Annotated in this window: 10 protein-coding genes and 1 pseudogene; 7 read left to right on the forward strand and 4 right to left on the reverse strand. The window is 63.6% G+C overall.

Annotation, left to right across the window (positions count from 1 at the left end):
- From AC07XB_RS14660 to AC07XB_RS14675, 4 genes and pseudogenes are all read left to right on the forward strand, one after another.
- Positions 1-180: pseudogene (locus AC07XB_RS14660) on the forward strand (hydrolase); the annotation flags it as partial.
- Between the two features lie 266 nt (positions 181-446).
- A complete protein-coding gene (katG, locus tag AC07XB_RS14665) occupies positions 447-2,687 on the forward strand; it encodes a catalase/peroxidase HPI (protein ID WP_492826852.1) in 2,241 nt (746 codons plus the stop codon).
- A 362-nt stretch (positions 2,688-3,049) separates the two neighbouring features.
- The gene (locus AC07XB_RS14670; protein WP_492826854.1) at positions 3,050-4,150 is read left to right on the forward strand and encodes a porin; all 1,101 of its coding nucleotides are present in this window, start codon (positions 3,050-3,052) and stop codon (positions 4,148-4,150) included.
- Between the two features lie 85 nt (positions 4,151-4,235).
- A complete protein-coding gene (locus AC07XB_RS14675) occupies positions 4,236-4,742 on the forward strand; it encodes a GlcG/HbpS family heme-binding protein (RefSeq protein ID WP_492826856.1) in 507 nt (168 codons plus the stop codon).
- A 73-nt stretch (positions 4,743-4,815) separates the two neighbouring features.
- Here the strand turns inward: AC07XB_RS14675 and AC07XB_RS14680 are convergent, their stop codons facing one another.
- Positions 4,816-5,604, reverse strand: a complete 789-nt coding sequence (locus AC07XB_RS14680) for an alpha/beta fold hydrolase (protein WP_492826858.1) — start codon at positions 5,602-5,604, stop codon at positions 4,816-4,818.
- A gap of 269 nt (positions 5,605-5,873) precedes the next feature.
- Between AC07XB_RS14680 and AC07XB_RS14685 the strand changes: the two genes are divergently transcribed.
- Genes AC07XB_RS14685 through AC07XB_RS14695 form a run of 3 tightly spaced genes read left to right on the forward strand, consistent with a single transcriptional unit; the run spans position 5,874 to position 8,805 of the window.
- Entirely contained in the window at positions 5,874-6,920 is a 1,047-nt protein-coding gene (locus AC07XB_RS14685) for a Bug family tripartite tricarboxylate transporter substrate binding protein (RefSeq protein WP_492372266.1), read from the forward strand.
- Positions 6,921-6,952: 32 nt separating this feature from the next.
- The gene (locus AC07XB_RS14690; RefSeq protein ID WP_492372265.1) at positions 6,953-7,603 is read left to right on the forward strand and encodes a c-type cytochrome; all 651 of its coding nucleotides are present in this window, start codon (positions 6,953-6,955) and stop codon (positions 7,601-7,603) included.
- A gap of 11 nt (positions 7,604-7,614) precedes the next feature.
- Positions 7,615-8,805 (forward strand): acetamidase/formamidase family protein, encoded by a 1,191-nt coding sequence (locus AC07XB_RS14695; protein WP_493688073.1) that lies wholly within the window; start codon positions 7,615-7,617, stop codon positions 8,803-8,805.
- Between the two features lie 57 nt (positions 8,806-8,862).
- Here the strand turns inward: AC07XB_RS14695 and AC07XB_RS14700 are convergent, their stop codons facing one another.
- From AC07XB_RS14700 to AC07XB_RS14710, 3 genes are all read right to left on the reverse strand, one after another.
- Positions 8,863-9,726: a helix-turn-helix transcriptional regulator gene (locus AC07XB_RS14700; protein WP_492372263.1), complete on the reverse strand. Its 864-nt coding sequence runs from the start codon at positions 9,724-9,726 to the stop codon at positions 8,863-8,865.
- Between the two features lie 422 nt (positions 9,727-10,148).
- Positions 10,149-11,195: an Ldh family oxidoreductase gene (locus AC07XB_RS14705; protein WP_492826862.1), complete on the reverse strand. Its 1,047-nt coding sequence runs from the start codon at positions 11,193-11,195 to the stop codon at positions 10,149-10,151.
- Positions 11,192-12,085, reverse strand: coding sequence for an alpha/beta hydrolase (locus tag AC07XB_RS14710; RefSeq protein WP_492826864.1), 894 nt, complete (start codon positions 12,083-12,085; stop codon positions 11,192-11,194). Before AC07XB_RS14710 ends, AC07XB_RS14705 begins: the two co-directional genes overlap by 4 nt.
- Between the last annotated feature and the right edge of the window lie 29 nt (positions 12,086-12,114).

Raw genomic sequence — 12,114 nt, forward strand, 5'->3', positions numbered from 1 at the left:
CTGCTCGAATGGCAGCGCGACTGGGCGCACCGCGACAGCTATGACGCCGTGATGCAGCTGGTCAAGGAACACTCGGGTGCCTACGGCATGGGCGTGGACTACGCCTACACCATGGTGCACAAGGCCGCGCAGCGCACCGCCACGCCGCACGCGTCGATCGCCCCGGTTCCGGCCCGCTGAACCGCGCTGCCGTGTCGGCCCGTCAGGCTGCATCACGCCCATGATGCGCCGGCCAGGCGAGATGCCCCACTGGGCCAGGCGCTCGTCCTTGGCCCACTGGCTTCGGTCCCACACAGTGAGTGCATCGTCGATGCGCGCCCTGCCTATCCTTTAGTTTGATTGACAGCTTCTCGCCGTCGCAACGATCATCGGCTCGCACCGCATCCACCGGGCACACAAGTGCCCGGTGGCCATGGCCGCTGACTGATTCTGATAGGAGAGAGCGCATGTCCAATGAAGCAACGTGTCCGTTCAATCATGCCGCCGGCGGCGGTACGACAAATCGTGACTGGTGGCCGAAGCAGTTGCGGTTGGACTTGCTTGGCCAGCATTCCGACAAGTCCAGCCCAATGGATGGGAGCTTCAGATATGCCGAGGCTTTCAAGCGTCTCGACCTCGCAGCGGTAAAAAGGGACCTTGCTGCTCTGATGACCGACTCGCAGGATTGGTGGCCGGCGGACTTTGGCCACTATGGTCCACTCTTCATCCGCATGGCTTGGCATAGTGCGGGCACCTACCGTGTCGACGACGGCCGGGGAGGCGCCGGACGCGGTCAGCAGCGTTTCGCACCGCTCAATAGCTGGCCCGATAACGTCAGCCTGGACAAGGCACGTCGCCTGCTCTGGCCGATCAAGCAGAAGTACGGGAACAAGATTTCCTGGGCCGACCTGCTGATCCTCACCGGAAATGTCGCACTTGAGACCATGGGATTCAATACCTTCGGCTTCGCCGGAGGTCGTGAAGATACTTGGGAACCGGATAATGACGTCTACTGGGGCAACGAGAAAACCTGGCTGGGCGGCGATATCCGTTACGGCAAGGGCGCGGCCGGCAACGATGGGGATCCGCGTGGCGCAGGGGCCGGCCGCCCGGAAGACGGACGAAACCTGGAAAATCCACTGGCCGCGGTGCAGATGGGCCTTATTTACGTGAATCCGGAAGGCCCCGACGGCAATCCGGATCCAATTGCGGCAGCGCGCGATATCCGCGAGACCTTTCGCCGCATGGCCATGGACGACGAGGAAACCGTCGCGCTGATCGCCGGTGGCCATACTTTTGGCAAGACGCACGGCGCTGGACCGGCCGGCAACGTTGGCCCGGAGCCGGAGATTGCTGATCTGGAGCAGCAGGGGCTGGGCTGGAAGAGCAGTTTTGGCACCGGCATGGGGGCCGATGCCATTACCAGCGGTCTGGAAGTGACCTGGACCGCGACGCCGACGAAATGGGGCATGGGATTTTTCGAGAACCTGTTCCGCTACGATTGGGCGTTGACCAAGAGCCCGGCCGGCGCGCATCAATGGGTGGCAAAGGATGCCGGTGAGACGATCCCGCACGCGCATGATCCGTCGAAGAAGCTGCGGCCTACGATGCTGACCACTGACCTTTCGCTGCGCTTCGACCCGGCTTACGAGAAGATCTCGCGGCGCTTCCTGGAGAATCCCGACCAGTTTGCCGACGCCTTCGCCCGCGCCTGGTTCAAGCTGACCCATCGCGACATGGGGCCGCGCGCCCGTTACCTTGGCCCGGAAGTGCCTGCGCAAGCCTTGATCTGGCAAGACCCGATCCCCGTCGTCGACCATCCGTTGGTCAACGACCAGGATATCGTTTCGCTCAAGCAGACGATTCGCGCGTCGGGGTTGTCTGTAGCGGAGTTGGTGTCGACGGCCTGGGCATCGGCATCGACCTTCCGTGGCTCGGACAAGCGCGGCGGTGCCAATGGTGCGCGCATCCGCTTGGCACCGCAGGTTGAATGGCACGTCAACCAGCCTCAGCAATTGGCGAGGGTGCTGACGGTCCTGGATGGCATCCAGTCCGAGTTCAACCGCGCACAGTCTGGCGGCAAGAAGATCTCACTGGCGGATTTGATTGTGCTGGCCGGCGGAGCTGGTATCGAGCAGGCAGCAGAAAGGGCAGGCCATCGGGTGACCGTGCCGTTCTCGCCAGGTCGCATGGACGCGTCGCAGGAACAGACCGACGTGCAATCTTTCGAGGTGCTTGAGCCGGTTGCAGATGGCTTTCGCAATTGCCTCAAGGGAGAATACAGCGTTCCCGCGGAGGCGTTGCTGATCGACAAGGCCCAACTGCTGACGCTGACCGCACCGGAGATGACCGTTCTGATTGGCGGGCTTCGTGTGCTGAACGTTCATGCCGGAACAGAGGCTCACGGCGTTCTCACCGACCGACCGCAGACGTTGACCAATGACTTCTTTCGTAACTTGCTCGACATGCGTACTGAATGGAAGCCACTTTCGGCTTCCCGGGGAGTATTCGAGGGATACGACCGCAAGACCGGTGAACTGAAATGGACTGGCACGCGTGTCGATCTGATCTTCGGTTCGCACGCACAGCTCCGCGCGCTCTCTGAAGTCTACGCAAGCGAGGACGCCCAAGAGAAATTCATCCGAGACTTCGTCACGGCATGGGTCAAGGTGATGAATCTCGATCGGTTCGACCTGGCCTGCGCATAAGCCAACCATCACCGTCGGCTGCTTGTCGACGGATCCATCTTGGATGCCATTTCAAAAAGATGCTGGCGTCGTTGCGCGGCCTTGGCCGATCCACATGTATTGTCTGCAGCCGCGCGCCTAGCCAGAACCGCTTCGCTTCATTTTGAAGCAGCCTCTTACTGCGACAAAGCCCTCCATCGCCTTGCCGAATCCGCCAGTGCTTCTCGCGGACTTCCAGGCCTGCCCCCCCCGCACCTTGCTCGCGAGCCTGCGCTCCTGAACCACCCGGCCACGCATTCCGGACACCTTTCCAAGTGGCGGGATGATTGGGTTAGCGCCCTCCCGGCGCGAACCCATACCCTTGCTGCGCCGGTGCAAAGACCGTGCAAGAACCATATCGTCAAACAGGACGGAACAGCGAGGAGAAACGCATGAAAAGAATGGGAACACTCTTGGTAGTGGCGGTGGCAACGATGCCGGGCATAGCGGCGGCACAATCGGGGGTGACCATCTATGGCGTAGCCGATCTCTACACCGAGTATGTCAGGTCTGGGGCAGTTCATGTCGCGCGGGTCGAAGACGGCGGGCTGTATCAATCGAGGTGGGGTTTGCGGGGCAAGGAGGAACTGGCGCCGGGACTTTCCACGGTATTCACACTAGAGACTGGGCTTGCACTGGACAGTGGCACCGCCCAGCAGGGGGGACGCCTGTTCGGCCGCCAGGCCTGGGTCGGCCTGAGCAGCAACGACTGGGGCGCGCTGACGTTTGGCCGGCAGAACACGCCGATCTACTACATCGAGGGGCAGGCATCGGCCTTTGGCTTCTCCCCGTATGGCCCGCTCGGTCGCCTGCAGAACGGCGGCCCCGCGGGCAGCAGCCTGACCGCGCGCGCGGACAATTCCATTCGGTACGAGAGTCCCGAACTTGCCGGGCTGCAGGGCAGTGCGATCTATTCATTCGGCGCCGAGCGGACCAGCGCGCCACGCGATGCCGACCGGCTGGCGGGCTTGGCGCTGACTTATGCACGCGGACCGCTCTGGCTGGGCCTTGCCTACGAACGTACCTACAGCATCAACGCGGTAACGGATGCCGACCGCGACGAGCGCGCGATCGGCGCCACGTATGAATTCCCGTGGGTGAAGTTGTTCGCCAATGTCCGCCAAGCCACACGATGGGTGCCAGGCCAGGCGACGCTGAAGGACCGCGGTTTCCATGTCGGCACGACCATTCCCGTGGGCGGCGCCGGACTGGTGCTGGTGGCATATGGCATGCAGCAATCGGTCGGCACGCCGAATCGTGGCCAGCAGATGTCGATTGGCTATCAGTACTCGATGTCCAAGCGTACAACGCTCTATGCCAACGCCAGTAAGATCTGGAACACGAACGGGGCCAACTACACATTTTCAAACATCCCCAATGAGGTCACAGCAAGCAGCGTGTCCGACCCACGCGGGGTCATGATAGGCATGCGCCATCTCTTCTGATGTGCGCACGCCGGCGTACGCCACCCGGTCGCCGTCGTCGGCCAGAGGCCGACGCGTCGCGATCTCGTCATGCCTAGGAGAATCCATGAAGCGCTCTACCCTCGCAGTGGCCTTCGGGCTGCATCTGTTCTGCGCGTCGATCGCATCTGCGGCCGTCGTACAGGTGCAGACCCTTGGCGCGGACACCGCGGTGCGGCTTACCGATGCCGCCAAACGGTTTGCCGAGGACCGAAGACTTGCCGTTAGCATCGTCGTGGTCGACGTTTCCGGCCACTTTCTCAGCGGCGTGAGAATGGATGGCGCCCCGTTTGCGACTTTTGATGTCGCACGCGGCAAGGCCATCGCTTCGGCGGCCACGGGAGGCGTCTCCGGCGCCGAACTCGTGAAGCGCTATCAGGCCAATCCCATCGTCTTCGGCCAGATGAGTTCGCTGGTGTATGGCGGGCCCGTCTTTCCGTCGCAGGGTTCACTGGGCATCTACGTCGGTGGCCGGCTGGTCGGGGCCGTCGGCGTTAGCGGCGGGCCATCGGACATGGACGAGGAGATCGGGCGCCGCGGCGTGGTCGCGATCGGTGCGGCCGAGGCGCCCTGAGTAGCGTATGCGCTATGGTGGTGCCTGCTGGTGTACGACACCGGCAGGCACTCCGCATCGGCCATTCAGGACGTCAGCGTTCGCTGCGGGCCTGGACGTCCGTCAGGAAGCGCTCGATCCGCGTGATGAGGTCCACCGGTGTCTCGTCCATCGGATAGTGTCCCGCGTTGCGGATCACGTCGATGGCCAGATCGAGGAATACTCTGCCATACGTCTGCTCCATGACGTCAGCTGTCAGCGACGGGTCGTGCTCACCAACCAGCAGCAGTGTGGGAACACGGATGCCCGCAATCTCGGCAGAGAAATCAGTGTCGGCCCATGCCCGGAAGTAGGCGGCGAACGCGTTGGCATCGGCATGCAGCGTCGAGGCTTGAACCAGTTTTTCTACCCAGTGCCGGCTCAGGCGTTCGCCCGTGGAATTGTCCACGACAGCAATTCTTGCCGCGAGATCGTCGGCGGCACGTTCGAACAGCGTGCGTGCCGGCTCGTCGAACAGCACGCGCGTCGGCGGCACAGGCGTGACGCCGACCATGGCCTTGACGCGTGCAGGGGCCAGCATGGCGACAGCCTGCATGGCCTTTCCTCCCATAGAGTGTCCGATCAGCGAGAAACATTGCCATCCCAGTTCGTCACCGAGCGCCAGCACGTCGGCGGCGATCTCCTGCATGTCGAATCTGCCCTCGACCTCTCGCCGGGCACCATAGCCTCGATAGTCGATGAAGGCGTAGGTGAAGCGGTCACCGTCGAGCACGTCCACAAGGGGCCCCCATCCACGCGCATGGCCAAACCAGCCGTGCAAGGCGATGACATGGTGTGGGCCGTTGCCGATGGTGACCACGGTGCCGTTTTGCTGGTAATGCATTGATTTCCTCCGGTCGTCGATGTCCCGCCCGATATTGCATGACGAACCGCGGCGTGAGGGCGGCCCCTGTCAAGTTCTTGGACAATCCGGTAAGCAGACGCCGCGCGGCATCGGGCGATCGCTTGCCGGCGTGCCTATGCCGCAGAACGGAGGACGTATTGGTAAACGGCTCCCCAAATGGGCAAGCGTCTTGTTTCCAGATCCGTAGAGTGTGAGCCTGGGCTGGCCCTATCGCCCACGCCTCGCGATTCACCAGGAGACAAGAGTCAATGCAAAGCCGGAAGCTTCCATCATTCCTCAGCGCCCCTCAGCGGGTGGCCACATTTGCCGCCATCACTGCGGCCATCACCGCCGCACTGGCCGTGGCACTCGCAGGCCTGCGGCCCGCCGCCGCCAACGCAGCGCAAGCGGACACAAATACACAGGCCAACTGGAAGCCTTCGAAGCCTATCGTCTTTATCGTGCCGTTCCCGCCGGCAGGCATCAACGACGTACTGGCCAGGGCCGTGGCGCAACGCTTGTCGAAAGCGCTGGGACAACCAGTCGTGGTGGAGAACCGACCGGGCGCCAGCGGCAACATCGGCGCGGAAGCGCTCGTGCGCGCGGCGCCGGACGGCCATACGATCGGCATCCTGAACAGCATCCACGCGGTCAACGCCGCCTTCTACCGCAAGCTGCCCTACGACGTGACGCGCGACGTGGTGCCTGTGGCGCCACTGGGCGAGTCGCCGCTTGTGCTGGTTACGAATCCGCACACACCATACAAGTCCGTCACCGAACTGATTGCCTACGCCAAGGCGAATCCCGGCAAGGTCAACTACGGTGGCCCGACCAGCTATCCGCTCGAAATGATCAAGACGATGGCTGGTGTCGACATCACCAATATCCCTTACAAGGGCAGCGGCCCAACCATCAACGATATGATCGCCGGACACATCGACCTGGCGACGGGCCCGCTGCTGGAGTACATGCCCCATGTGAACGCCGGCAAACTGAGGCTGCTGGCCGTCGGTACCGCGAGCCGGCTCCAGGGCCTGCCCAACGTGCCCACGGTGGCTGAGAGCATTCCCGGGTACGACATTACCGTCTGGTATGGCTTGTTCGCCCCCAAGGGCACGCCGGCGCCGGTGACCGAGCGGCTGCGCAGCGAGGTCCGCGCCATCATGAACGATGCCGACATCCGCGCCAGGCTGGCCGGCCAGAGCATTGACACCGCCTTCAGCCAGACCGGCGTGATCGGCCTGACCAGCCGTCTGACCAGCGAAACGCGGCGCGCGCACCAGATCGTCACCAAAACCGGCGGCTACCTGAACTAGATCGGGCATTGTCTTGTTGTGAGGATTCCAACGTGAAACATCCCATGGAGCGCCGCCGGCTGTCTGCCCGCTTGCTCGCGTTGTGCACGCTGGCCGTGCCTGCGCTGGCGCAGCCCGCATCAGAGGCAGGCGAATCGCGGCCCGCGCGGCTGATCGTTGAGCAAGTCTGCGCGGCATGCCACGGCAACACAGGCCAGAGCGCGCAGAAGGAATACCCCAGCCTGGCGGGTCAGAACGAAGACTACCTGTTCAAGCAACTGCGGCAGTTCAAGGCCGGCGCCAGCGAGCCGGCACTGCGCCAGGACGCCACGATGGCTGCCGTGGTGCAAAGCATGAGTGAAATGGAGATGCGCGAAGTGGCTCGCTACTTTAGCCGCCAGGCACCCGCGCGCGGACAGGCCGCCCTGCCGCACTTGGTCGGGGCGGGCATGATCATCTACTGGAAGGGCAATCCGTCCAATCACCTGCCGGCCTGCGTGACATGCCATCGGCCAAATGGGGAAGGCATCGCGCCCGACTTTCCGCGCATTGCCGGCCAGCAGCCGGAATACGTGGCCAGGCAGCTCCAAGCGTGGAAATCCGGCACACGTGGCGGTCCGGGCAAGCTGATGAGCCTGCTTGTGCCGTTGATGACGGACGAAGAGATCCTCGCCGTTGCGCAGTACGTCGCGCAACTGCGCTGATGTGCTGCATCTTGCCGTCCAGCGCAGTGGTGCCGCGGACGGCACAATCGAAAGGAACCAAAACGATGATGATCGACAGGAGACATTGGCTGAAGGCTGCAGGTGCCCTCGGCCTGGGAGCCGCTTCGCTGCAGGCAGCGGCGCAGGTGACGTTGGGGCGGAACGCACCGGTTGCCGAAACGGGTGCGGTTCCACTCCCCGCAATCAAACCGGGCAAGATCCACCGGATCGAGTCGGCCACGCAGACCGTGCACGTCGGCATTCTCGACCCCAAGGCAACACCGGCCGCCAGCATCGAGTCCGGCGATCTCGTGATGTATCCCAATACCTGGGTGAACTGGGCCAACGGCGCCGCGTACGGCATGAGCTTCGAGGATCGCGAACCGGTGCGCAAGCGATTTCCGCAAGGGCCGTACTCGAACGTCGGGCCCGTGGAACTACGCGGGGCGATGCCCGGCGACGTGGTGGAGTGCCGGATGGTCAAGTTGCGTCCGATCGGCTGGGGATGGAACTCCGCACCCAAAGGTGTCGGTGCACTGCCCAACGACTTTCCAAAGCCGTACCTGCGCTATTTCAAATTTGACGAGAGCCGGCAGTACACCGAGTTCGCGCCGGGCATCCACATCAAGCTGGCGCCGTTCCAGGGCGTGATGGCGGTGCAGCCCGCCGGCGACGAACCGGTCAGCGCCATCCTCAGCGGTCGGTATGGCGGCAATCTCGTGTTGCGCGAGCTGGTTGAGGGTACGTCACTGTTCCTGCCGGTCCAGCGGCCGGGCGCGATGATCTGGACAGGCGATTCGCACGCCGCCCAAGGCGACGGCGTGGTCAATCAGACCGCCATTGAAACCGCGATGGAGGACATGCAGATCCAGTATTTCCTGCACAAGCAGCGGCCCTTGTCCCTGCCGATGGCAGAGACGCCCGGCCACTGGATCATTCTCGGCTTCGGCAACAATCTCGACGAGGCGCTGGTCGCCTGCCTGCGGCAGATGCTCAACTGGGTGAGCGCTGCGACCGGCATGGATCCTCAGGACGTGTACTCGCTCGCTAGCATTACCGCGGGATTCCGCATCACCCAGTACTCCAACCAGACGGCCAGCAACTACACGTCGATCCCGGCCAAGACCGTGCACGGCATGCTGCCCAAGGCAGTATTCGACGCGGCGATCCAGGACAAGTTGTCGCGCTCGCTGCGCGGTTGACACAGTTGACACAGTCGACACAGTTGACACAGTTGACGCCGGGCGGCGTTGGGCGTCTCAGTCGCCTTGCGCATCGCCCGGCATGCCGATGCGGCGAAACTCCGACGGGCTAAGCCCCAAGTGTTGGACGAAAAAGCGCGTGAAGTGTCCTTGCGCGCTGAATCCGAGCTGGTCTGCTACGTCCCCGATGCTGGCATGCCGTTGAGCCAGCAGTCGGGTGGCGATGCCGATTCGGATCCAGTCAAGGTATTGCTGCGGCGAAATGCCCATGCAGGCCTTGAACTGGTGGAAGAGCCGGCTGCGGGACATGCCCACCGCGCTGGCGACCGTCTCCACGTTGGGATTTTCCCCCGCATGGTTGCGTATGTACTCGGTCGCGCGCTTGATCCGGTAGTCCAGCGGTCTGGTGTTTGCCAGCACTTCGGTCATGGACCGCCGCTGAAGATGGCAGGCCGATACCCTGCGTGCCAGTTCCGCGACGGCGGCCTCGCAATCTACCGAGCCAATCGCCGAATCGTCAGCCAGGTCCCGGGCCAGGCGGGTACCCAACTCTGTCAATGATGCGACGGTATCCGCATCCATGCGCGCCAGCGTTTTGCTGAAGCGCAGGCCGCTGGCAGGATTGTCGACGCCGAGCGTGCGTCCGAGCCATTCCGGCTCCAGCAGCAAGGCGAGTAGCAGCGAGGGCGAGCCCTCCTTAGCGCTCTTCGCATGCGTCGACCAGGGATTGATCAGCAGCGCGCATCCGTCGGTCAGTGTCTGCGCGTGGCCGTCGATCTTGAATGTCGCATCCGTGCCGCCGAACTTGAAGATCAGATGGAACTCCGCATGGGCATGCGCGACGAGCGGCCCCGATATGCGATGAAGGGTGGCACGGCCGAAGCTGCCGTGAATGATGCGTAGCTGGCGGTCCTTTGCCATTCAGGGTGTCTCCTCATCAATGCCTTGGGGGATCGTGCGTGCTTACGCGCGGCGGGCGGTGGAGCAAGGCTTCGCCTTGCGCGAGCCCGGTGCTCGACCAGCACACGCCGACAAGCCATTCGATCATCCTGGTTATGCAAACGTTTGCAGTGGTTGGAATTATGTCATCTGTCAGGCAGTCGTCAAGGGGGGAGCAGTCTCTATCGATTTGGCCAAACGTGAAACAAGGGCTACACGGAGACGAAGGGAAGGGGGCCGTTGACGATCCAAGCGTCGAATACGCCCCGTGCATCGCTGGCTCCGACACGTCGGCAAGGCTCGACTAGTCAGCCTTTCTCGTTTGTACGCGTCAAGGCGCCGCGGGCCCGGTGGCCGGCAGGCCCGTATCCGTGTGCACGTTTGAATGTGACTTCCCGGTCATGCTACGCCCAGGGAGCGCGAATGCCCGCCTGGCTGGCAAGTTTTTCCAGCGCGGCAGCAGTTACACCCGCCAAGGCAATTCCGCTCACGCCCCGCTCCCGGGATTCGGCGTAGCCGCGTTCTCCCGGCAGCCGTGGAGGGCCTTCGAAAGACGCCGGCAGATTGTGGATGGCCTCCGTGAGCTCGCTCAACTGCGCTTGAAACATGGAGGGGTCCAGCACCTGAGCGATATCGATGACGAGCATCCACGCGTTCTGCGTGTGCCGATGAACCGCAGGGGAAGCAAGCAGCGCGGGTGCCAGGATCGGATGGTTGGTCAGCAGGCTGCAGGCGATCTCGGCCATCAGCGCGAGGCCCGAGCCTTTCGGGCCGCCCAATGGCAGCGGCGTTGTCGCCTGATGGGCGTCCGTGGTGGGGTTACCCATGGCATCGATGGCCCAGCCCGGCTCGAGCGGCCGGCCGGCTGCCCGAGCCTGCATCAGTTTGCCGAAGGCAACCGCACCCGAAGCCATGTCGAACACGATCGGCTCGACGAGGCCAGGGCAGGCCATGGACAGCGGAGCCGTTGAGACGCCAGCCACCGAGGCGCCATGGTAGGCCATCAACGGTCCCGACGCGGCCATCGCCATGGCAAACATGCCCGCACTGGCCACATGAGCGGTGTGAAAGCCGAGCGCGCCGGTATGCGTTGTCTCCCGCAAGAGCACCAGGCTCGCCCCGGCCTGGCGCGCAGCGGCAATGGCTTGCCCGGCGGCAATGCGCATGCCCAGCGCACCGGCGCAGCGATCCCCTTCGACAACGGTTAGCGCTGGCAGGCTGAGCACCGGGCGCGGTTGTGCCCGGCCATTCATGTCGCCCGAGGCCAGCCACGCAATGTACTGCGGGATGCGCGCTACCCCATGTCCGGGAGAACCACGCAGGTCAGCCCACACCAGGCTCTGCGCCACCAGTGAGGCGCCAGGTTCGTGCAGCCCTGCCGAGGCAAGTAGCGCCTGCGCGAAGGTTTGCAGCCGGGCTGCACTGATCATGGTCGGGGGGCGCGCCGTCATGCGGCCCCCGATGGCACCTGGTGGACCGGGAAGAACTTGTACAGCCAGTCCGTGACCAGGTTCAGGACAGCCCGGTTGTCGTCGGAGAAGATGAAATGATCGATTTCCGAGAACAGGTGCAGTTCGACCGGCATCCTGGCGTTGCGGAACAGCGCGATCGACTGGTCCGTAGGGGTGACCGAATCGTCCGCCGGATGCAGCAGCAGGAGCGGGCGCGGGGCAATGTCTCCGACCACTGCGTTCGGCCGAAAGCCCAGCATGCTTTCGACCACCTCGAACGGGAACGCCATGAAGCTTCCCGCAGGCAGATTGCTGCGCATCGCGGCGGGGATCGGCACGATGTCAAAGCGCGAGACCTGCATCGACTGGCCCATGGCCAATCGGGCACGGCCTTCTTCCACCATTGCCTCGAAGCGCTGCCATTCGCCCGGCCCGGCATGTTGCTGACGCAGCTTTACCTCCCCGTCGCCCCATCCGGCCGATGAGATGCAGGCCACGATGCGAGGGTCAACGCCGGCCGCATAGACCGCCACGGCCGCGCCGAAGCTGTGGCCCATCACAGCAATTTTCGCTGGCTCCACCTCGGAAAGGCTCTGCAAGTAGCTGACCGCATTGCGCGTGTCGCGCACCTGGTCCTCGCACAGTACCTTGCCGCGCTCGCCTTCGCTGTTACCGCAGCCCCGCATGTCGAAGCGCAGGACCACATAGCCCAGCGAAGAAAACAGGCGCGTCGCCAGCTGCACCATACCGTCATCCTTGTTGCTGCCGAACCCATGCAGCACGGCGATGGCTGGACGTCGCTCGCCGCTGGCAAGGTTGGGGGGGAGATGCAGGGCTCCGGCCAGGCGGAGCTCGTCGGAGTCAAATGTTACATCCGTGTGCACGCTCATTTCTCCAGGTTTGGTGACACACGATGTTC

The sequence above is a fragment of the Cupriavidus sp. GW821-FHT02F09 genome, assembly GCF_059421605.1.

Coding starts and splice junctions, on each gene's coding strand:
- katG (WP_492826852.1), top strand. CDS start 447: ATGTCCAATGAAGCAACGTGTCCGTTCAATCATGCCGCCGGCGGCGGT.
- AC07XB_RS14675 (WP_492826856.1), top strand. CDS start 4,236: ATGAAGCGCTCTACCCTCGCAGTGGCCTTCGGGCTGCATCTGTTCTGC.
- AC07XB_RS14680 (WP_492826858.1), bottom strand. CDS start 5,604: ATGCATTACCAGCAAAACGGCACCGTGGTCACCATCGGCAACGGCCCA.
- AC07XB_RS14685 (WP_492372266.1), top strand. CDS start 5,874: ATGCAAAGCCGGAAGCTTCCATCATTCCTCAGCGCCCCTCAGCGGGTG.
- AC07XB_RS14700 (WP_492372263.1), bottom strand. CDS start 9,726: ATGGCAAAGGACCGCCAGCTACGCATCATTCACGGCAGCTTCGGCCGT.
- AC07XB_RS14705 (WP_492826862.1), bottom strand. CDS start 11,195: ATGACGGCGCGCCCCCCGACCATGATCAGTGCAGCCCGGCTGCAAACC.
- AC07XB_RS14710 (WP_492826864.1), bottom strand. CDS start 12,085: ATGAGCGTGCACACGGATGTAACATTTGACTCCGACGAGCTCCGCCTG.